This is a genomic window from Haloarcula japonica DSM 6131, from assembly GCF_000336635.1.
Lineage (GTDB): Archaea > Halobacteriota > Halobacteria > Halobacteriales > Haloarculaceae > Haloarcula > Haloarcula japonica.
This window is the reverse complement of record NZ_AOLY01000042.1, coordinates 104,745-124,590: the sequence shown is the minus strand read 5'-3', so window position 1 is coordinate 124,590 and position 19,846 is coordinate 104,745. Positions and strand designations below refer to the sequence as shown.

Genomic DNA, 19,846 nt, shown 5'->3' with positions numbered 1-19,846 from the left:
TTTTCTGTTCAGATTTCGGTGTACACGTCACCTGTCTTTCCGCCGCCGAGTTTGTAGACGGTGAATGTGTCGGACTTCGTCCCGCCCATCCCCGGCGATCCAGCCGGCATCCCGGGCAACGCGATGCCGTCAATCGCCGGCTCTTCCTCGAGCATCGTCGCGATAACCTCGGCAGGAACATGTCCTTCGACGACGTACTCGTCGAGGACGAGTGTGTGACAGCTCTGTAGATCCGATGGAATACCGTGTTGGCGCTTGAGATCCGTCACGTCCTCGGTTTCGGTTTCCCCGAGCGTCGTGTCGAGCTGTTCCCGCAGGTACGACGCATATTTTCCACAACAGCTACAGCCTGGTGAACTGTATTGTTGGGCGTTCGTCACCGCTAGCGTTCCCTCGATATCCCACTCATCCCCACTCGATGACCCCAAACAACCGGCGGTTCCGAGTGCGACTGTCGTCGCACCGACCCGTAGTAGTTCGCGACGAGTTACGGCCCGTTCCATATGCTCGTCACTTGGCTCGGAAGTATTCAATTGTACGTCGACCTTTCCTGTGTATTGAGAACGGATTCAAGCACGACGGGGAAGGTGACTTTCAGTTCTGAGGAGGAAACCCCAAAGGTCAGAGTCCCGTATTCGTCTCTATGTGGCGACCCTCATCGGTCGAGGGTGCTGCCGTGACGGTTTTCCGTCAACGAGCATATCGGCCTTAAATTGCGCCCAACATGACCCAGAGCATGACTCGTCGCACCGACTCCGACACTTCACTCCTCGAAACTGTGGGAAATACGCTCTCGTCGAACTGATGCGACTCCAAACGACGTCTCCACTCTTTTCGAAATAGACGTGCTATAGCGAGTTACTTGCGATAAAAGCCTCAAGTCACCACCCCAGAGACTGTTCTCCCGGTTTCGATTCTTAACAGAAAGCACGGTAAATCGTCGTTACGTATAGATATGTATGAACTCCCCCAGCCATCTAGAAGTTCGAGAAGGTGCGGACATCAACCTGTACAACCAGATCCTCATTCCACTCTACGGAGCTGATATAAGGGACTCAGTGGTCCAATATGGCCTATCACTTGCAGAAACGTATGATGCGGCTCTCCACGTGTTATATATTCAAGATGAGGAACGCACGGAGGTGGAATCCGATCAAGTCACTAAACAAGAGGAATGGGACGCAGCAGCGGTAATTGAACCCGTGGTGGATCAGGCCCACTCGCTCGGACTCAATGTGATACCAGCAGTGGATAGTGGGCACTCTCCAGGTGTTATTCGGGAATACGCTGAGGAGAATGATATCGATTTGCTTGTCCACCAGAAACCTACACAGACTAGATTAGCACGAATTCTCCGGAGAGACGTCTCCAGCCACATCATTCAAAATATCTCTCTTCCTGTCTTGACGATACCTGATATGGATCCCTCTGATCCGGTAGGAGAGTTATCTACTAGTCAGTTCACAGATATTCTCGTGCCTACGGATGGATACGACGAGGCATCTGTGGCCTTCAAACATGGGCTACAAATTGCTAAACGGTATGATGCAACCCTACATGGACTTTTTATCATTTCCGAACAGTCCTATTCGAGTCGGCCTGGATTCACGTGGGAAGAGGTCACTGACTCTTGGGAACAGCGGGGAACTCGGCTCTTGGAGGACATTACGGAGAAGGCAGCGACCTTGGACGTTCCTGTCCGAACTACGTTGAGCTTTGGTCAACCTCAGCAGGAGATTCTCAAATACACTGAGGTGACTGACATCGACCTTGTTACAATGGGGACACGAGGATTGACTGGCATTCGTCGGCTATTACAGGGAAGCGTCGCAGCTCAAGTGATCGAGGAAGCAGATTACCCCGTTCTAACGATTAACCGAAGGACAGCTGAATTGAAAAAACACCCGTACACCTTTCTTCGAAAGACAAACCAGAATCGGAAGTCAAGGCTATATTGAAATATTATTTGTAATATACTAATTTCAGTCTTAAATTCGGAAATTCTAATTGCGTATTAATCCCCGTTTCTTCTACCAAACCAAAGAGTGTTAAGTTCGTTCTGCTGAATAAAGCGCGCGTACTGACCAGAAGGAAAACCAAGAAACGACAGGGCTACTCCTAAAAATCGTGTTTGTCTTCACGTTTAGGTGCATCAGATGGACGTTAGTGCGAGCAACGCGAAAAGTTAACTGGCAAATGGCTCCACGGACTGAGTTGTTGAACTAGTCGTCCATGCCGGATGGGGTTTGGCCCGTAGTCGATCCCGACGGTGCCGACCCTGCGGCAAACTTGTAAACGGCGACGAGTCCCCAAATCACCAAGCCGAGCAGGATGATGCCCGCCCTAATGTCGATGGGGACCACTGCAGCGTGTTCGATTGCTCCCTCGCTATCGACTGGGTGCCCGGCTCCCAGTAGCATGTCGAGCAGGCCGATCACGACGACGCCCAAGACAACCAGGCCACCGCCGACGTACATGGCGATTTGGTCTGCCGTTGATAAGTCACTCATTGGTAGTCACCCGAGGAGTTTCCGTAATCGCGTGTTCTCGAACAGTTCCATCTCACGCAGGCGGTTATCGACTGCCAGGACGCCGCCCGCTCCAAGTGCCACAATGGTTCCGAAGACCATGATCCCAAGGAGTTCACCCGTGACCATACCGTTGGCCCAGCCGCCACCGTAGCCGTTGATGAAGTAGAAGAACAGCATCATGAAGGCACCAAAGAAGGCGGCGGTCCTCGTGAGGACACCGAGTATCAGCCCGAGACCGATGGCGGTTTGCCCAAGCGGTACCGCCACGTTGACGAACGCCAACAGGATGCCGTCGCTGAACGGCGTGACGAAGGGGGCGAGAATCGTGCCCTGAGCGGCTCCGCCGACGAACCAGCTGGCGTCGAAGGGCCACGCCCAGATTTTGTCAAGGCCAGCGTGGAGCATCCACCACCCGGCGGTCAGCCGGAGCAGCAGGATCCAATACGACAACCAGGCTCCCGAGACCGAGAACGACGTCTCGGTTCCGAGAAAATTCGTACGGATGGATTGAGTTGACATGGCATACTTCACCTCACGGCTGATTTTGTCAGATGTAGTAAAAAAGATTGATGGTGTTCGTGATTTCTAAGAGTCGGGGCTCATTTCAGGAACGCGGATATCCGAGGTGAGTTGGATGATTCTCAAGAAGGAATTCGGTCACCCTCTACGGACTGATTGTGTGCTGGGGCGTGTAAGCGGGAACACTGATGAAGCCGAGCCCACCGAATTCTGGATCTCGGAAAATTCGCTTGAGGGACTCCATTTGCTGATTTAATCCTCTGTACTTACCGATCCTCCCAGTAGCTAACAGATTCTGAGAATTTAACTCGAGCGGATGTCAATTAATCAACTCCCATTGGTTAGTCATTCCTCCATAGACACGGTTTAAAACTCGTCGTCTCGAGAAAATACGGGCAAACAAAACAGGGTGGCGGAGGAGACGCAGTAGAACTGTACTCGGAGACCGGTCAACGTCTTCAATATCGATCCCGGCAGCGGCACGAATTGCTGCTCCCAGAACCTTGGGATTACGAGTTTCAAGAAAGTATCTCACAACTGTGGCGAAAATGTACTCCGTTTTCATCCTCTGATATAAACTGTCAGGAAAATTGTGTAATTGGCCGCTGTTAGCCAACTCTGCGGCCAAGAATCCCGATTCAACGGCCTGTGAGATCCCCTTTCCGGTGAGTCGGTTTGCGATACCTGCAGCATCACCCACCCGTACGACGGAATGCTCCGGTAGATAGGTTCTGTCGGGATCAAGGCTTGGTCCCTCGGGAATGATTGCGACGTTCGTCCGTTCCTGCGACGGGACTGGCCACCCATTCCGCTTACAGGCTTCCCTCAATGCCTTCATATAATCACTAGGCCGGTCACTGACCGTCCAGCCGATACCAACGTTGGCTCGTTGCGATGTCTTCGGGAATGCCCACGAGTACCCTGTATAGTTCTCCAGAATTATCCGGCTGTTCGGGTACAACTCGGTGAAGTCCCCTTCGACATCACTGTTAAGCGCTACCATATATCCTGAATACTCGTTGGTTGTTCCGAGCGCTTTACTAGAGAGTGATGGCTGACCGGTTGCATCAACGACGAGATCATACTCATCGGTGAACTCGTGGAAATCTGTCCGTGTGATAGACTGGTTTTCGTGGATGTCAACACCCTTCTCTGAGAGTTGTTCTGCCCAGGACTGCTCAACGACATTTCGGTCCGTTATATATGTATCCGCAGCAGGAAAGGTGCCGGCTCCAGTGCGGTGGCGATCGGCGTCGATTCCGTCATACACCTCCACTTCCATCGCTGGCAGCGGATTGAGAAAGCCGTTCTCTACAGTCGGCTCGAGTGGGATCTTCGATACCGCTGTCATCGCTTCTCCGCAATTAACGCGTTTGCTATCGTAGGACTGCCGCTCATATAGTTCGACGACGAATCCAGCGTCGTCGAATCCAGCAGCTGCTGCAAGCCCGGCCATCCCTCCACCTATTACCGCAATTTTGGACGTTCGTGTCATCGGTTTTTGCCAATCTTTGAGGCCATCGTTAAGCTCCCAACAGCATCCGAAGTGACCCACGAACGCCCATCGGGAGTCCGATCGCTCCGATGAAGAACGTCATAAGCCACCACCACGTGTGATTCATCTCCTCTTTCGCATCGGCGAGATACCACACGATGCCGACAGTCACGACGAGTTTCAGCACGAACGTCGATCCGGAGAATCCAGTCGCCTGGTACACGAGATTCGTCACGACCAGCTTTGGGGAGTAGCCGAGGAACGTCACACCGATGAGATTCTGCGCAGCGTCCCACAACTGGCCGAAAACGGCCAGCAGAATTAGCGGGTGTCGAAGGTGTGTGATATTGACGAAACTCGCGCCCCAGTAGTAGAGTGCGGTTACGCCGAGCGCTATCCCCGTCGTCGCGACAGGAACCCATAGGCGGAGTGGGGTCGATGTCGAGAGGCCGTGCCAAACAGCCCACCAGACGGCCCCGACAGCCCACACCGACCCGACGAGCCCGACTGTTAGCGGGATAGATCCGATATTTTGGTCACGCAAGAGTGCACCGACACCGAGCGCGAGGATGGTGACAGCGGTGACGACGATGTAAATCGATGGCGTGATGAACCACACCGCGTAGTCCCCGAGCAGCCCGAGATCCTCGAGGGCGCGCATCGCCCCACCTGCGATGATGATCGGAGCGAACCCGTAGGCCAGTCGTGCGTCGAACGTGACGTCGAGTTGGTCGAGATACGCACGTAGTCCGGGGAGGCTGTATACGACTGCCGCGAGGTAGATTACCGTGTTCACCGCGTTGTAGCCCTGGACAGCACGAACCCCCTCGTGCGTGACTGGCTGACCGGCCGCATCGGCGACGACTGGTCCCCAGAGATACTGCCAGATGAACCGGTCGTAGACCAACGTCGGAAACACGAGGATGCCCCCACCGAGGAGGACGAGCGGGGCCAGCAGGTACAGCGCCCACCACTCGCGTGAGCCGGTCTCCGGAAGGACAGTCTCGACGCGGCGGGTGACAGTACTCACGACCCGTTCACCTCCAATCGCCACGTCGTGCTTTTCGAGCGCCCCCACTGTTCGAGTGAAACGATTGTGAGTTCGTCCTGGAGCTGGCTGAGATACTGCGCGACTGCCTTGGGAGATCCGTCGAGGTCGCTGGCAATCTCGCGAGCCCGGAGGTATGTCGGTTCGCTACTGGCTGTCTCGACGAGGTACCTTCGAACCGTGTGCCGGGAAATATTCGACATTGATCTAGAGGTGACGGTTAGCGAAGAAATCCGAAGAGCTTGTAGTCGTGATCGGGGGTGTACCGCCGGAACAGGAGACTGTTCGTCAGCACCGACACCGACGAGAACGCCATTGCTGCTGCAGCGAGCACGGGCTGGAGGAGGCCGAGCGACGCTAACGGAATCATCGCCGTGTTGTAACCGAGCGCCCACACGAGGTTCTGTTTGATCTTCTGGAGTGTCGCGTCTGAGATTCGGATCGCCTTTACCACGTCGAGCGGGTCGTCTCGCATCAGCGTGACGTCTGCAGCTTCGATGGCGACGTCGGTGCCGGAGCCGATTGCTGTCCCGACGTGTGCGACCGCGAGTGCCGGAGCGTCGTTGACGCCGTCACCGACCATCATCGCCTGCCGGCCCTCGTCTTGAATACTGTCGACCGCGTTGGACTTGTCCTCAGGAAGGACTCCTGCGCGGACGTTCTTCGGGTCGATACCCACCTGTTTAGCGACCGCACGGGCAGTTCGCTCGTTGTCGCCCGTAATCATCATCACGTCAACTCCCCGCTCTTGGAGTGCTGTGACAGCCTGCTTGGAGCTTTCCTTCACTGTGTCGGCGTCGGCGACCACACCCACGAGCTCCCCCTCGTAGGCGACCAGCATCGCCGTCTTCCCCTCGTTCTCGAGGCGTTCCATCGTCTCCTCAGCGGGAGAGGGGTCGATCCCGTTGTCCCGCAGCAGCTTGCGGTTGCCGACCAGCACCTCGCTGTCACCAATGACTGCTTTGATCCCGTGGCCCGGAACGTTCTCGAAGTCGTCAGGCTCAGTCACGTCCAGGCCGCGTTCTTCGGCCCCTTCGACGATTGCACGGGCGAGCGGGTGTTCGCTGCCGCTTTCAGCTATCGCCGCCAGTCGAAGCACATCATCCTCTGAGAGGCGCTCACGGGTGCTGAGCTGTCCACCATCTGGGGTCGGCTCGCCACCGTCAGTCACCACATTTCCATCGCTATCAAAGACGACCACGTCGGTGAGTTCCATTTCACCCTCCGTGAGGGTGCCCGTCTTGTCGAAGACGACCGTGTCGACGTCTTTTGCGCGTTCGAGGATGTCACCGCCCTTGAACAGGACGCCGTTCTGGGCACCAATCGTCGTCCCGACCATCGTCGCTGCGGGCGTCGCCAGCCCCAGCGCACAGGGACAGGCGATGAGGATCGAGGACGCGAAGACAATTATCGCGAACTCGAAGACTGAAACGGTCCCACCGACCGGGGCCGGGCCGCCAGCAACCTGACCCCACAGCGGGAGCCAGTCGACGAAGCCAGCGAGAGCCTCGGGGAACAGGAACCAGACGACACCCCAGAGAAGGGCGTTCGCGATGACCGCAGGCACGAAGTACGCGGAGATGCGGTCGGCGAGATTCTGGATGTCGGGCTGGCGCGACTGGGCCTCCTTGACTGTCTGGACGATCTGTTGGAGGGCCGTGTCTTCTCCAACCTTCGTCGCCTCCACGACAAGGACGCCGTTCTCGTTAATCGTCGAGCCGACGACCTCATCGCCCTCCTCTTTCTCGACAGGCACAGATTCGCCAGTGACCATTGACTCGTCGACGGCAGACTGACCGTCGACAACGACACCGTCTGTGGGAATCTTCTCACCTGGACGAATTTTCATCCGGTCACCAGTTGTGACCTCTTCGAGTGGAACTTCTTCTTCACTGCCGTCCTCGCGGACAATGGTCGCCGTTTCGGCTTCCATTTCGAGGAGCTTTCGGAGGGCCTCACCCGCTTGGCCCTTCGACCGAGCTTCGAGATAGTTACCCAACGTGATGAACACGAGGATGAGGGCTGCCGTGTCGAAATAAAGTCCACCTGCAATGAGTTCAGCAAGGACTGCCACAGAGTATAGATAGGCCGTTGTTGAACCGATCGCAATCAGCACGTCCATATTGGCGCGGCCGTTCTTCACGATCGCCTTGTACGAGTTCTTATAGAACGGCCAGCCGAGGATCGCCTGTACCGGCGTGGCGAGGAGGAACTCAACCCAGCCAAGTTCCACACCGAAGACGGCTTCAGGGACGATCGCGCCACCGAGCAGATAATTGTCGATGAGGAAGAAGAGCAACGGTGCCGATAACACTGCCCCAAAGAGGGTCAACCTGAGTTGTTTCCGAGTTTCGGCTTGACGGGCGGCATCTCGTGCGTCCTGGCCCGACTCTTCGTCGGCACCATCTTCGCGGACGGGCGAGTAGCCAGCCTCCTCGATAGCATCGTACAGCGCACCAATAGATACTTCCGCAGGATTGTAGGTGACCTGTGCTTCGTCGGTTGCGTAATTGACCTCCGCATTAACGACGCCCGGAATATTTTCAAGAGCGGTTTGGTTGGTCTCGGCGCAGTTGGCACAGGTCATATCGGAGATGGCAATCGTTACCGTCTCAGAGACTGCGCCGTACCCGGCCTCGTCGATCGCGTCGTAGATTTCTTTGAGCGATACCTCTTCAGGGTCGTAGGTGACGGAACCCTCGTCGGTGGCGAAGTTCGCATCCGCCTCCGATACCCCGTCGAGCGATTCGAGAGTGTCCTGGATCGTCGCCGAACAGTTGGCGCAGGACATTCCCGTGATATCAAGATGGATTGTTTGGCTTGTCATGCTTGTTCTACTATACGGGGTCTAGGTTTAGGCGATTTGCTGCTTCGAGAGGTGGGTTTTCGACCGCGGGAAAATTTAGATTCCAAAGAGCGCGTTATGCTCCCTCTTCGAGTCGCTGATACCTGTCTTCGAACCGTGCAAGACAAGATGGACAACAGAAGTGATAGATCTCACCATCGATTCGCGTCGTCTCACCCTCATTATCGACGGTATTGTTACATTCGGCACAGGTGAGCGCAAATTCGACGCCATCGACGGACGGCGTCCATTCGATCTCGTCGATTAGTGTGACGGTGTAACCCGCTACATCGACCTCGTTGAAGAGTCCATCTACCCACTGACGAACGTTCTGGGCTTCGACACGAGCATAGAACCAAAGATCCCCTTCTGCGGTCGTGAAGACGTGTTCAACGCCATCGGATTCCCGAACTTGATTGCGGGCGGTCTCCAGCGATGCTGAGCCGATTTCGGCTTGAATAAATACCGGAACACCAGCCCGGAGATGAGCTCGGTTGACGTCAATCGTGAAGTTGTTAATGATGCCAGCTTCCTGTAATCGCTTGACCCGGTCGGAAACGGCCGGCCCCGACAGACCGACCTCCTCGCCGATATCGCTGAACGGGCGGCGGGCGTCATCAGCGAGTAACGAGAGGATTTCCAGGTCGGTTTCATCTAGATTGCGCATACGACCGCTTCGTCTCGCAGGATACATTATTGTTGTCCACTATTCACCTTCGAAATCGGCGATTCTAGGCTGCGATAACATTGGATTCCAAGCAGAAAACCACATAGAATACTCGCCCCTATCTACGAATGGATATGACTCAGACAATCACCGTCGAAGGAATGACCTGTGAACATTGCGAGCAGACGGTCGAAGAAGCACTCGAAGAAGTTGAGGGGGTTACTTCCGCAACTGCGGATCGCAACTCAGAATCCGCGACAGTCGAAGGGTCCGCTGAACGGGATGAACTCGTGACTGTGGTCGAAGACGCTGGATACGATGCCTCCGCGTAACAAATCCCGATTCTCGTCGAATCGGATTCGGGGAGGGATTGATACGACTGCCAATCCCAGGTGTAGATACTATGACTGATACACTTCCGTTCGATGCCGTCCGCGAGCTCGACGTCGGCGGGACGACGTACAAGATGGCCGATCTTCGAGCACTCGAAGAACAGGGACTCTGTGACCTCGACACGCTCCCGGTGAGCATCCGTATTCTGCTTGAGTCGGTGCTCCGGAACGCCGACGGCGAAGCTGTTACTGCGGCGGACGTCAAGAATGCTGCTGGCTGGGAGCCAGACGTACCGGACGCGGAGGTTCCGTTCTCTCCATCACGAGTCGTCCTACAGGACCTCACTGGTGTGCCCGCAGTCGTCGACCTGGCGGCCCTTCGATCCGAAGTCGACCGAAAAGATCGAGACCCAACCCTGGTCGAACCGGAGATTCCTATTGATCTCGTGATCGACCACAGCGTCCAGGTCGACTACTTCGACTCCGAAGACGCCTACGAGAAGAACGTCGAACTGGAGTACGAGCGCAATGCCGAGCGGTATCGCGCGATCAAGTGGGCCCAGAACGCCTTCGAGAACTTCAACGTCGTCCCGCCGGGTACCGGCATCGTCCACCAGGTGAATCTCGAGCATCTGGGCCGGGTCGTCCACGCCCGCGAGCAAGACGGCGAGAACTGGCTCCTGCCGGACACGCTCGTCGGCACGGACAGCCACACCCCGATGATCGGTGGCATCGGTGTGGTCGGTTGGGGCGTCGGCGGCATCGAAGCGGAAGCGGCGATGCTCGGCCAGCCGGTTACGATGAAACTCCCCGAGGTCGTTGGCGTCCGTCTCGAAGGCGAATTACCCGAAGGCGCGACGGCGACGGATCTCGTGCTCCACATTACCGAACGGCTCCGCGAGGTCGGCGTCGTCGACCGGTTCGTGGAGTTCTTCGGTCCTGGTGTGGAGAACCTCACAGTCCCCGACCGGGCCACGATCGCCAATATGGCGCCCGAACAGGGTTCGACGATCAGCATGTTCCCGGTCGACGAGCAGACGCTCGAATATCTCGAACTCACCGGGCGTGACCCCGCCCACATCAACCTCGTCCGCGAGTATCTCGAAGCGCAAGGGCTGTTCGGAGAACAGGAACCGGAATACACCGAGGTGGTCGAGTTCGATCTTTCGACTGTTGAGCCGAGTCTCGCCGGACACAAGCGGCCACAGGACCGGATTCCGATGGGGGACGTGAAACAGAGCTTCCGGGGACTTCTCCACGGGGAGTTCGAAGACGACCTCGATGATGTCGACGAAGACGCCCTACAGCGGTGGCTCGGCGAAGGTGATGCAGCTGGTGCGGAGACCGACGGCGGTGTTCAGGTCGAACCCGAATCGGAACTGCACCCGTTAACCAAACGCGTCGAGGTCGACCTCGACGGTGAGACAGTGGAAATTGGACACGGAGACGTCCTCGTCAGCGCCATCACGAGCTGTACGAACACTTCGAACCCGTCGGTGATGATCGCTGCTGGTCTGCTTGCCCAGAACGCCGTCGAGAAAGGTTTAGATGTCCCGCCGTACGTCAAGACGAGTCTCGCACCCGGCAGTCGCGTCGTCACGCAGTACCTCGAGGAATCGGGCCTGCTTCCGTATCTCGAAGAGCTCGGGTACGCGGTCGTCGGCTACGGCTGTACCACTTGTATCGGGAACGCCGGACCACTTCCCGATCCCATCGAGCAAGCGATCGACGACCACGACCTCTGGACGACGAGCGTCCTCTCCGGAAATCGGAACTTCGAGGCGCGTATTCACCCGAAGATCCGCGCGAACTACCTCGCGAGCCCGCCGCTCGTCGTCGCCTACGGCCTCGCAGGGCGGATGGACGTCGACCTCGAGAACGAGCCGCTAGGCACCGACGAGGAGGGGGGATCGGTGTATCTGGCGGACATCTGGCCCGACGCAGCGGACGTGCAGGCAGCAATCCACGAGAACGTCTCTCCTGAGATGTTCGAGGAGAAGTATGCCTCTGTGTTCGAGGGTGACGAGCGGTGGGCTGCTCTCGACGCGCCCACAGGTGACGTCTACGAGTGGGACGACAACTCGACATACATCCGAGAGCCGCCGTTCTTCCAGGACTTCCCCCTCGAAAAACCCGGCGTCGCCGATATTGAGGATGCACGCTGCCTGCTGACACTCGGCGATACCGTTACGACCGACCACATCAGCCCTGCTGGCCCCTTCGGATCTGACCTCCCTGCCGGCCAGTGGCTGCTCGATAACGGCGTTGAGCCGCACGAGTTCAACACCTACGGCGCGCGCCGGGGCAACCACGAGGTGATGATGCGGGGAACGTTCGCCAATGTCCGCATCGAGAACGAGATGCTCGACGATGTCGAGGGTGGCTATACGATCCACCACCCAACCGACGAGCAGACGACCGTGTTCGAAGCCAGCCAGCGCTACCGCGAGGAGGGAGTCCCGCTCGTCGTGATGGCAGGCGAAGAGTTCGGTACCGGCTCCAGCCGGGACTGGGCGGCGAAAGGAACGGACCTACTCGGTGTTCGCGCAACCATCGCCGAGAGTTACGAGCGCATCTACCGCGACAACCTCGTCGGCATGGGTGTGCTCCCCCTGCAGTTCGATGATGGCGACTCGTGGGAATCTCTCGGTCTGGATGGGTCTGAGATCTTCACGATCCACGGCCTCGATGACGGGCTCGACGTGATGGACGAACTGACCGTTATCGCCGAGCGCGCGGACGGGTCGACTGTCGAGTTCCCGGTCACAGCACAGGTCGGCACGCCGGCCGCCGTGACCTATATCGAACACGGCGGCATCCTCCACTACGTCCTTAGACGGCTCCTCATGCGATAATCTCTCTCAACTGACTCTATTTCTGGAAGCACAAGCAACACGAAAAACTTTGAGTCCAAATTAGCGTTTCAATCGTGCGTAGACTCTGTTCGGATGATGCCCGCTACGTTATCCATCTGAGCTGAAACGTGTGCGCTCTCACCAGCAACATGCGTAATTAAATCGTCCAGAGTGATCATCCCGATAACGCTCCCGTCTTCAACAACCGGGACGTGTCGAGCACCCGCTTCGTTCATTTGTCTCAGGACTTTTGGAATCTCAGCATCTGCTGGCACAGTAAGTGGGTCACGCGTCATCACGTCAGCAGCTCGTACGTCGTCTCCACTCGTCTCGGCTGTGAGCACACTTAACTCGCTTTCCTCGGTGAGCAGGTTAGCAATCAGGTCTCGATCGGTGATGATACCAGAGATCTGATCGGATTCTTCGACGACCACGTACCTGGCACACCGCGATTGGGAGATCATCGTGTGAGCGATCTCGGCAACCGTGGCGTCAGGCGTGACACGGGCGACCGACTCGTCAGCAATCCGCCCAATGTCCATCCGGAGGTCAGTTGGTCTGGTACCCATGCTAATCAGTACGATTCATAACAGGAAATAGCTTAGCATCAGCTGGTCGTCATAGAAATCCCCGGCTCTGTTGAAATCCTCAGTATTTGATAGTTTTGTACCCTCAATCGATCAGTACAGGTAATGCAGGTATCGATCCAGATGTGAGAGCGATCGAGACCCAAATACGGGTTTGAGCGTTCCTCACGACATTATGAACTGGAAACCTCTTTCCCCACGTGAACCGACGGACGTACCTTGCATCTGTATGTGCTGCTGGCGTCGCCGCAACAGCAGGATGTAGTACAATTTCGGGTAGCAAAACACTCTCTGAACCGACTGTAAATACGGAATCTAGCGGGAGGAAGGCTCTCATTTTCACAGAGAACGACGAGGAGGTCGGTCACTTAAGTGTCGATGGAAGCGTGACATCCGGACGTATCGATCTATCGACCGAGATATGGCACCGGGGCGGGACGAACGTGGAATCGATCAAACTGAGAGTTTGGATGCCCGAAACAGCAATGGAATCCCCCGCAGAGGTCGCCGTCGTCTCGCCAGTGGAAGGGGATAGCTCTCCACCACCATCGGTAGCACTCTATACGCCTGATCAAGCGCTCGGAACGATCATCGAGATCACCGATTTAGACGACCTCGCAGACGAAACCATCAGCACACTCAATCTCATCGTAATTCCGGGGTCAGAAACGGCTACACGCCTCAATATCCACACAACCATCGAACTCTCGGGTGGCGGCACTCTCAGTAGTGACTACACGCTGGATGGCGAACTCCAGTTAGTGTATCCACATCTCAGTGATAAGTGACGGACCGGCCCTCCACTGATCGAGAATCAGTTACCACCACTCGGATTGCAGACGCGGTCTTACCGCTGACTCGGTCGTTCAGATCTACAATCATCACCCGCAAATCGTTCAGGATAGGTAGTATACATAGGTGTATAGCCGGTTGAGTATCCGAATCACTATGACACTCCAACCGGGATAGCACCCACATGAAGCGGCGTGCCCTTCTCTTACTCGGTGTGACTTCGCTGTTCGGCGGCTGTCTCGAAATTGGCGAGAACCGGCCACAACCACAGCTCGCATGGATTTGGTTACAGAACGACCGTGAGGAAGAGTACGAAGTTGACGTGGTCGTCGAAGAGGACGGTAAGTCGGTGTTTTCCGAAACGTACCAGTTGGGAGCGACGTCGGATACTGCAAACATCAACGTGGAGGACCCTGTCGATGAGCCAGGTCACTACGTCGTCCGGACCATGATGGATGGCGAAACCCGTGAGGTCGATATAGCCGAGTTCGTTGACGGCGACGAGAACTGCGTCGGAGTTCGATTCTCGTTACTCAACAATGGAAGTGTAGAGTACTGGCCGAAATCCATGCAGCAATGTTAGGTTTGCACTTTTCAGCGACCAGCTGTTTCGGACGAGTATGAGTCTGAAGAGAAGGATTTAAACAGAGCCAAACCCTCGACTCTTCAACCCTGAGAGACGATAATCTCCAAACTTTGTGAAGTTACAAAAGGTGTTACCAGCTACGCCACTATCCAAGAGCGATGGTTATTATGAGTTAGTTTCTCCGGGGAAAGAGGATGTACGACAAGATTTTGCTCTCAACTGACGGGGCGTTGCTTTTGAGGAGGCTGAATCTCACGCAATCGCGGTAGCAGAGGCCAGCCGACTGGCAGAGGTGATTGTACAGTATGCTGACGCCGAAGATATGGATCTACTTGTGCTCGGACGAAACACCGACCGGAAGAATACCGGGCTTTGCTTAGAAGCGTAACCGACCGCGTCCTGCGATTGACGACCCGCCCAGCAACCGTCGTGAAGACGGAAGTCGACGAGTAGCGGAAGAACAGTCAGTAACGGCCGCCGTCAGGCGTGAGTCGAGCACGCCGGCGTTCGAACTCCTCGTCGTCGATTTCGCCACGAGCGTACCGTTCCTGGAGGACAGCGAGTGCGCTATCCTCGGTGGGGCCGTCCGATGACGACCGCGTTGTCAGCCAGTAGACGATGTAGACGGGGAGGGCGATTAGAAGTGCCATCCACAGCAAACCGATCAACATTATCCCCCAGCTCCATATTCCCCACCCGGCCATGTGACCATCATTCCACATCCCGTCATGCCAGTCCCACATAACTGTATCTGGAACAGCAGCATGCGTCAGGGTCATTCCAATGATGACGGCTAGCGTCAGTGCTCCGATGACGATGAGTCCCAGAGAACGAATCCCGCGTGATTGAATTGGATTTTGCATTATTGTACTCCTGAAGAGAGTTCGGCGTGGTTAGCCGAGGATGTATTCGAGGGCGGGGTAGCGCTCGACGAGCGCTTCTCCACCGATCTCGTACTGTTCGATGTACTGGTCGAGCCCGAGGATGCGGCCCGCGGCGAACGCGGCGACCGCGAGGAACACGAGCATGTACGCGAAGTCCCCGTTGATGAACCCGTGGCCCATGTCCCAGTTGCCGAAGTAGAACATGAGCATCATGAGCGCGCCGAAGAACGCCGCGAGGCGGACGAACGCGCCGACGAGCAGGCCCAGTCCGATGAACAGCTCGCCCCACGGGACAGCGACGTTGGCGAATTCGACGAACCACGGCGTCGAGCCCATCCACGCGAACAGGCCCGCGAGCGGGTTCCCGTTGGTCGCCGCGACGTTCGACAGGTAGCCGCCAGCGCCGAACTCGCCGGTGATCTTCGTGAACCCAGAGTACGCGAACGCGTACCCCATCATGAGACGGAGCGCGAGCACGAACCACGCACTGAGACTGTGAACTTTCCCGCCGACGGTCAGGCCGCCGACTCTGCTCTCGAGCTGGTTCATGCCGGAGTCAAGTGTGGACATAGTTATTGCACCTTCAACTATCAGTACGGAGGCAGAGACGATATAGTAGCGAGCCGGCGTTCTGAGTCAGAAAATCGGCGGGCTATATTACGCTCCTGTCGCGAGTAGAGACGTGTGACCGAGGAGTCCGACCCGTCGGAAATCTTCGCTACACTCAACGACGAGTACGCTCGCGACATCCTCGTGGCGACGAAGACCGACCGACTGTCTGCGAAGGAACTCAGCGAGGAATGTGACATGTCACGCCCGACCGTCTCACGCCGTGTCACCCGCCTCGTCGAGCAGGGCCTCCTCGAGGAGTATACGCACGTCGACCCCGGGGGACGACACTACAGCGAGTATGAGGCGCGCCTCGAACGCATCGAAATCCTCCTGCAGGCGGAGGGCTTCGACGTCAACATCGACATCCGGCCTGACCCCGCCGACCGGATTACGACCATCTTCGAGGAAATGCGGGGAGACTGAATCATGGACCACACGCTATTCGTCATCGGCAAACTGTTCACGACCGCGTTAGCACTGGTCATCGCATATCAGGCCTATCGCGGGTACCAACGACATCACACGCAGTTACTCCTGTACGTCGCCGCCGGCTTCGCATTGGTCGGGCTTGGCGGCCTCCTTGAAGGCGTCCTCTTCGAACTCCTCCAGGTGTCGATCTTCGAAGCAGGATTCGTCGCAGCACTCGTCACCGCAGCCGGGATGCTGTCTATCCTCTACGCCCTGTATGCCCCGAATCCATAAGGATTCAGGACGCCCATTCGACAAGCGGCCTCTGCGCGTCGTGCCCGGTTCGAAGCCGCTACTGTTCGGACTCCCCTCGTTCTCGATAGTGTAGCGTCGCAGTGGGAGTTATATCCATATCGGTCGTACCATATCGTATGATTCGAACACTCGTCGGTGTCCTCGGCGCTATCTCAGCGCTGTTCCCGGACGAAATCGTCGAGCTCTTCGAGAAACTCGCCATTTCGAATCCAGACGAGGGAACAGTGAGAGGGTGGATACGTCCAGCAGTCCGGTCGGAGGGTGTTCTGATAGCTGCGCTTTCACTCTTTAACGGGCGAGCATACGCATTGCTGATGAATCTTACCGGCGTGTTCGGTGCGATAGTCCTCTTATTTCCCGACCTGTATCAGAGATTTGCCACCGCGTTCCTGTACGAGCGTCCAGAGTCGATAGAATGGAACGAGCGATTCCGCTTGGGCATTCGGGCTATCGGCGCACTCTATGTCTTTTTAGCGGCGAAGACGTACAGAGAGCGTCACAACGATACTTGAGCCACCTCGCTATTGACACCTGGCGCATCCGATGTCTAGTTCGTTACGGCCGCAGGTATCACTTTGAATCTAAAGTTTGAGCCCCACGATATCAGTATGATCGAAGGGGAAATCCGCTAAAGAGAGGAGGCCGTGTGTATCCCTGTATGACGACGACGATCATCGTGGAAGGCATGACGTGCGGTCACTGTGAGCAGACGGTCGAAGAGGCCCTCGAAGAGGTATCCGGCGTGACTGACGTGACCGTCGACAGGGAGAGCGAACAGGCGAGCGTCGATGGTGAGGCAAATGTCACAGCTCTCGTGGAGGCCGTCGAAGACGCCGGGTACACCGCTTACGCCTGAGAATCGCGCGGACCACTCCGAGACAACGGCCAACCGTTGTCTTTGAAGCTTCGCTACGCTGGTCCTGCTGTACAGTTCAGTGGGGAAGATTCAGGGGGCCAGCGGATCCACCTCTACAGAGAATATGGGCTATGGACGACCACAAAGATACAAATGAGAATCCCCCTGGAGGGGAACACCAGCAGGACGACAGCAGTCACCAGCACGAACACGGCGAGCAGGATGAATCGGACGCCGAGTCGGACGAGCAGCGGGTAGAACAGGAGCTACTGGAAGAAGAGGCACACCCTGCTGCGGAGAGTGAGACAGTGCTCGACGAGCAGCACGAGCACGCTGGACACGAGGGCGAAGGACACGACCACGGTTCCCATGAGAGCCACGGTGAGGGGCATGGCGGGATGCACGAGGGCCACGAGCAGATGTTCCGCCGGCGCTTCTTCGTCTCGACGCTCCTGTCGATCCCAGTCCTGCTATACAGCGAAATGCTGCAGGAGTGGCTCGGGTTCTCCGTCCCCGCGTTCCCGGGCAGCGAGTGGATCAACCCCGTCTTCGCGGTCATCGTCTTCGCGTACGGTGGGATGCCGTTCCTCCAGATGGCGGTACCGGAACTGAAAGATCGGTCGCCGGGGATGATGACGCTCATCTCGATGGCGATCACCGTCGCGTTCGTCTACAGCCTCGCGAGCGTGGTCTTCCCGACGCAGTCGGCGTTCTTCTGGGAACTCGTCACCCTGATCGACATTATGCTGCTGGGGCACTGGATCGAGATGCGGTCGGTGCGACGGGCCTCGAGTGCGGTCGACGAACTGGCGAAGCTGATGCCGGACACCGCCGAGCGGATTACCGACGGCGGCGACACTGAGGAGGTCCCGGTGAGTGAACTCTCCGAGGGCGACCTCGTACTCGTCCGGCCGGGTGCGAGTGTCCCTGCTGACGGCGTCGTCGAAGAGGGAGACTCCGACGTCAACGAGTCCATGATCACGGGCGAATCGAAACCGGTCTCGAAAGACCCCGGCGACGAGGTCATCGGTGGGACGATCAACGGCGACGGCAGCCTCCGCGTGCGCGTCGGTGCGACGGGCGAGGAGACGACGCTCGCGGGAATCATGCGCCTCGTCGAGGAAGCCCAGCAGAGCAAATCCAAGACACAGGTACTGGCCGACAGAGCGGCAGGCTGGCTGTTCTACGTCGCCCTCGCGGCGGCAGTCGTGACAGCAATCGCGTGGACGCTCGCGGTCTCATTCGACGCAACGGTCATCGAGCGCGTCGTCACAGTGCTCGTCATCGCCTGCCCGCACGCACTCGGGCTCGCCATCCCCCTAGTGGTCGCAATCAACACGTCATTGGCGGCTCGCAACGGGATGCTGGTCCGGGACCGTATCGCGATGGAGGAGGCGCGGAACCTGGACGCCATCATCTTCGACAAGACGGGGACGCTCACCGAAGGCGAACACGGCGTCGTCGACATGGCGACCGTCGAGGGCGTGGAAGAGGACGACGCTCTCGCGCTGGCAGCAGCCGTCGAAAGCGATTCCGAACACATGATCGCGCGAGCCATACGCGAGGCCGCCGACGAGCAGGACCTCACCGCACCTGACGCGACCGACTTCGAGGCGATCAAAGGCCGGGGCGTCCGTGCGAACGTCGACGGAAATGAGGTGTACGTCGGCGGGCCAAACCTGTTAACCCAACTCGATAGCGAGATACCCGACCATCTCCGCCGCTTCGCTGACGAGGCGGGACAGAACGCTCAGACGGTGGTATACCTTGTTCGTGAAGGCGAGCTGATTGCCGCGTTCGCGATGGCTGACGTAATCCGTGAGGAGAGTTTTCGTGTCGTCGATACCCTCCACGATCTGGGCATCGAGGTGGCGATGTTGACTGGGGACTCCCAGGATGTCGCCAACGCTGTCGCCGACGAACTGGGCATCGACACGGTGTTCGCGGAGGTCCTCCCCGAAGACAAGGACGAGAAAGTTCAGGAGCTTCAGGACCAGGGCAAGCTCGTCGGGATGGTCGGCGACGGGGTGAACGACGCGCCGGCGCTGACGCGGGCCGACGTCGGTATCGCGATCGGGAGCGGCACCGACGTCGCCGTCCAGTCGGCCGACGTCATCCTCGTCCAGAACAACCCGATGGACGTCGTTCGGCTCGTGAAACTCAGTAAGGCGAGCTACCGGAAGATGCAGGAGAACATCGTCTGGGCGGCCGGCTACAACGTGTTCGCAATTCCGCTCGCAGCAGGCGTCTTGGCACCGATCGGGATTCTGCTCTCCCCCGCTGTGGGTGCGCTCCTGATGTCGTTGAGTACAGTAATCGTCGCGATCAACGCTCAGCTGCTCCGCCGCGTGGACCTGTCCATCCCCGAGCTTCCAAGCGGGACACCAGCGACTGACGCACAACCTGCAGACTGAAACGCTCCCGATCGCTTCGGAGCTTCTTTCAATTGAGTTCGGTTGATGGACAGCAAATGGCGACACTGCGTGATTTCGGTGGGTATCGCTATGCAGTCAC

Annotated in this window: 21 protein-coding genes and 1 pseudogene; 11 read left to right on the top strand and 11 right to left on the bottom strand. The window is 57.4% G+C overall.

Going from position 1 to position 19,846, the window contains the following annotated elements; translation table 11 throughout:
• Window positions 1-8: 8 nt before the first annotated feature.
• Window positions 9-503 carry a DUF411 domain-containing protein gene (locus C444_RS18610; protein WP_004594605.1) on the bottom strand — a complete coding sequence of 165 codons (495 nt, stop codon included), beginning with the start codon at window positions 501-503 and terminating at the stop codon, window positions 9-11.
• 456 nt (window positions 504-959) lie between these two features.
• Between C444_RS18610 and C444_RS18605 the strand changes: the two genes are divergently transcribed.
• Window positions 960-1,958, top strand: a complete 999-nt coding sequence (locus tag C444_RS18605; RefSeq protein WP_004594604.1) for a universal stress protein — start codon at window positions 960-962, stop codon at window positions 1,956-1,958.
• A gap of 264 nt (window positions 1,959-2,222) precedes the next feature.
• On the opposite strand, the gene C444_RS18600 is transcribed toward C444_RS18605, so the two are convergent.
• The 7 genes from C444_RS18600 to C444_RS18570 form a co-directional block, all read right to left on the bottom strand.
• Window positions 2,223-2,510, bottom strand: a complete 288-nt coding sequence (locus tag C444_RS18600) for a hypothetical protein (RefSeq protein WP_004594603.1) — start codon at window positions 2,508-2,510, stop codon at window positions 2,223-2,225.
• 6 nt (window positions 2,511-2,516) lie between these two features.
• Complete coding sequence (locus C444_RS18595) at window positions 2,517-3,050, bottom strand: DoxX family protein (protein ID WP_004594602.1); 534 nt, start codon at window positions 3,048-3,050, stop codon at window positions 2,517-2,519.
• 319 nt (window positions 3,051-3,369) lie between these two features.
• Complete coding sequence (locus C444_RS18590) at window positions 3,370-4,545, bottom strand: NAD(P)/FAD-dependent oxidoreductase (RefSeq protein WP_011222414.1); 1,176 nt, start codon at window positions 4,543-4,545, stop codon at window positions 3,370-3,372.
• Window positions 4,546-4,573: 28 nt separating this feature from the next.
• Window positions 4,574-5,575, bottom strand: a complete 1,002-nt coding sequence (locus C444_RS18585) for a DUF63 family protein (RefSeq protein ID WP_004594600.1) — start codon at window positions 5,573-5,575, stop codon at window positions 4,574-4,576.
• Window positions 5,572-5,796, bottom strand: a complete 225-nt coding sequence (locus C444_RS18580; RefSeq protein WP_004594599.1) for a DUF7123 family protein — start codon at window positions 5,794-5,796, stop codon at window positions 5,572-5,574. Before C444_RS18580 ends, C444_RS18585 begins: the two co-directional genes overlap by 4 nt.
• A 17-nt stretch (window positions 5,797-5,813) precedes the next feature.
• Window positions 5,814-8,420: a heavy metal translocating P-type ATPase gene (locus tag C444_RS18575; protein ID WP_004594598.1), complete on the bottom strand. Its 2,607-nt coding sequence runs from the start codon at window positions 8,418-8,420 to the stop codon at window positions 5,814-5,816.
• Window positions 8,421-8,514: 94 nt separating this feature from the next.
• Window positions 8,515-9,105, bottom strand: coding sequence for an AsnC family transcriptional regulator (locus tag C444_RS18570; RefSeq protein ID WP_004594596.1), 591 nt, complete (start codon window positions 9,103-9,105; stop codon window positions 8,515-8,517).
• Window positions 9,106-9,239: 134 nt separating this feature from the next.
• On the opposite strand from C444_RS18570, the gene C444_RS18565 reads away from it, so the two are divergent.
• Together C444_RS18565 and acnA are read left to right on the top strand one after the other, a co-directional pair.
• Window positions 9,240-9,437: a heavy-metal-associated domain-containing protein gene (locus C444_RS18565; RefSeq protein WP_004594594.1), complete on the top strand. Its 198-nt coding sequence runs from the start codon at window positions 9,240-9,242 to the stop codon at window positions 9,435-9,437.
• A 71-nt stretch (window positions 9,438-9,508) separates the two neighbouring features.
• Window positions 9,509-12,292: an aconitate hydratase AcnA gene (acnA, locus tag C444_RS18560; RefSeq protein WP_004594592.1), complete on the top strand. Its 2,784-nt coding sequence runs from the start codon at window positions 9,509-9,511 to the stop codon at window positions 12,290-12,292.
• 68 nt (window positions 12,293-12,360) lie between these two features.
• Here the strand turns inward: acnA and C444_RS18555 are convergent, their stop codons facing one another.
• On the bottom strand, window positions 12,361-12,861 hold the full coding sequence (locus C444_RS18555; RefSeq protein WP_004594590.1) for a CBS domain-containing protein: 501 nt from the start codon (window positions 12,859-12,861) through the stop codon (window positions 12,361-12,363).
• Window positions 12,862-13,364: 503 nt separating this feature from the next.
• Between C444_RS18555 and C444_RS22815 the strand changes: the two genes are divergently transcribed.
• From C444_RS22815 to C444_RS22810, 3 genes and pseudogenes are all read left to right on the top strand, one after another.
• Complete coding sequence (locus tag C444_RS22815) at window positions 13,365-13,667, top strand: hypothetical protein (RefSeq protein WP_004594589.1); 303 nt, start codon at window positions 13,365-13,367, stop codon at window positions 13,665-13,667.
• Between the two features lie 188 nt (window positions 13,668-13,855).
• The gene (locus tag C444_RS18545; RefSeq protein ID WP_004594588.1) at window positions 13,856-14,254 is read left to right on the top strand and encodes a hypothetical protein; all 399 of its coding nucleotides are present in this window, start codon (window positions 13,856-13,858) and stop codon (window positions 14,252-14,254) included.
• Window positions 14,255-14,537: 283 nt separating this feature from the next.
• A pseudogene (locus tag C444_RS22810) lies at window positions 14,538-14,710 on the top strand (universal stress protein); the annotation flags it as partial.
• 11 nt (window positions 14,711-14,721) lie between these two features.
• Here C444_RS22810 and C444_RS22805 read toward each other — a convergent pair.
• Together C444_RS22805 and C444_RS18535 are read right to left on the bottom strand one after the other, a co-directional pair.
• Window positions 14,722-14,907: an SHOCT domain-containing protein gene (locus C444_RS22805; RefSeq protein WP_004594587.1), complete on the bottom strand. Its 186-nt coding sequence runs from the start codon at window positions 14,905-14,907 to the stop codon at window positions 14,722-14,724.
• A gap of 243 nt (window positions 14,908-15,150) precedes the next feature.
• Window positions 15,151-15,711 (bottom strand): DoxX family protein, encoded by a 561-nt coding sequence (locus tag C444_RS18535; RefSeq protein WP_004594586.1) that lies wholly within the window; start codon window positions 15,709-15,711, stop codon window positions 15,151-15,153.
• Between the two features lie 114 nt (window positions 15,712-15,825).
• Between C444_RS18535 and C444_RS18530 the strand changes: the two genes are divergently transcribed.
• From C444_RS18530 to C444_RS18510, 5 genes are all read left to right on the top strand, one after another.
• Entirely contained in the window at window positions 15,826-16,176 is a 351-nt protein-coding gene (locus C444_RS18530) for an ArsR/SmtB family transcription factor (RefSeq protein ID WP_004594585.1), read from the top strand.
• Between the two features lie 3 nt (window positions 16,177-16,179).
• On the top strand, window positions 16,180-16,455 hold the full coding sequence (locus C444_RS18525) for a DUF7521 family protein (protein ID WP_004594584.1): 276 nt from the start codon (window positions 16,180-16,182) through the stop codon (window positions 16,453-16,455).
• Between the two features lie 137 nt (window positions 16,456-16,592).
• A complete protein-coding gene (locus tag C444_RS18520; RefSeq protein WP_004594583.1) occupies window positions 16,593-16,988 on the top strand; it encodes a hypothetical protein in 396 nt (131 codons plus the stop codon).
• A gap of 146 nt (window positions 16,989-17,134) precedes the next feature.
• Complete coding sequence (locus C444_RS18515) at window positions 17,135-17,332, top strand: heavy-metal-associated domain-containing protein (RefSeq protein WP_004594582.1); 198 nt, start codon at window positions 17,135-17,137, stop codon at window positions 17,330-17,332.
• Window positions 17,333-17,463: 131 nt separating this feature from the next.
• Window positions 17,464-19,746 carry a copper-translocating P-type ATPase gene (locus tag C444_RS18510; RefSeq protein WP_004594581.1) on the top strand — a complete coding sequence of 761 codons (2,283 nt, stop codon included), beginning with the start codon at window positions 17,464-17,466 and terminating at the stop codon, window positions 19,744-19,746.
• Window positions 19,747-19,846 lie beyond the last annotated feature (100 nt).

What these genes read in the sequence shown, in the direction of transcription:
- C444_RS18510 (WP_004594581.1), top strand. Translation starts at nt 17,464, where the DNA reads ATGGACGACCACAAAGATACAAATGAGAATCCCCCTGGAGGGGAACAC.
- C444_RS18525 (WP_004594584.1), top strand. Translation starts at nt 16,180, where the DNA reads ATGGACCACACGCTATTCGTCATCGGCAAACTGTTCACGACCGCGTTA.
- C444_RS18600 (WP_004594603.1), bottom strand. Translation starts at nt 2,510, where the DNA reads ATGAGTGACTTATCAACGGCAGACCAAATCGCCATGTACGTCGGCGGT.
- C444_RS22815 (WP_004594589.1), top strand. Translation starts at nt 13,365, where the DNA reads ATGGAATCCCCCGCAGAGGTCGCCGTCGTCTCGCCAGTGGAAGGGGAT.
- C444_RS18605 (WP_004594604.1), top strand. Translation starts at nt 960, where the DNA reads ATGAACTCCCCCAGCCATCTAGAAGTTCGAGAAGGTGCGGACATCAAC.
- C444_RS18535 (WP_004594586.1), bottom strand. Translation starts at nt 15,711, where the DNA reads ATGTCCACACTTGACTCCGGCATGAACCAGCTCGAGAGCAGAGTCGGC.
- C444_RS18515 (WP_004594582.1), top strand. Translation starts at nt 17,135, where the DNA reads ATGACGACGACGATCATCGTGGAAGGCATGACGTGCGGTCACTGTGAG.
- C444_RS18520 (WP_004594583.1), top strand. Translation starts at nt 16,593, where the DNA reads ATGATTCGAACACTCGTCGGTGTCCTCGGCGCTATCTCAGCGCTGTTC.
- acnA (WP_004594592.1), top strand. Translation starts at nt 9,509, where the DNA reads ATGACTGATACACTTCCGTTCGATGCCGTCCGCGAGCTCGACGTCGGC.
- C444_RS18580 (WP_004594599.1), bottom strand. Translation starts at nt 5,796, where the DNA reads ATGTCGAATATTTCCCGGCACACGGTTCGAAGGTACCTCGTCGAGACA.
- C444_RS18610 (WP_004594605.1), bottom strand. Translation starts at nt 503, where the DNA reads ATGGAACGGGCCGTAACTCGTCGCGAACTACTACGGGTCGGTGCGACG.
- C444_RS18575 (WP_004594598.1), bottom strand. Translation starts at nt 8,420, where the DNA reads ATGACAAGCCAAACAATCCATCTTGATATCACGGGAATGTCCTGCGCC.
- C444_RS18590 (WP_011222414.1), bottom strand. Translation starts at nt 4,545, where the DNA reads ATGACACGAACGTCCAAAATTGCGGTAATAGGTGGAGGGATGGCCGGG.
- C444_RS18545 (WP_004594588.1), top strand. Translation starts at nt 13,856, where the DNA reads ATGAAGCGGCGTGCCCTTCTCTTACTCGGTGTGACTTCGCTGTTCGGC.
- C444_RS18565 (WP_004594594.1), top strand. Translation starts at nt 9,240, where the DNA reads ATGACTCAGACAATCACCGTCGAAGGAATGACCTGTGAACATTGCGAG.
- C444_RS18570 (WP_004594596.1), bottom strand. Translation starts at nt 9,105, where the DNA reads ATGCGCAATCTAGATGAAACCGACCTGGAAATCCTCTCGTTACTCGCT.
- C444_RS18595 (WP_004594602.1), bottom strand. Translation starts at nt 3,050, where the DNA reads ATGTCAACTCAATCCATCCGTACGAATTTTCTCGGAACCGAGACGTCG.
- C444_RS18555 (WP_004594590.1), bottom strand. Translation starts at nt 12,861, where the DNA reads ATGGGTACCAGACCAACTGACCTCCGGATGGACATTGGGCGGATTGCT.
- C444_RS22805 (WP_004594587.1), bottom strand. Translation starts at nt 14,907, where the DNA reads ATGGCACTTCTAATCGCCCTCCCCGTCTACATCGTCTACTGGCTGACA.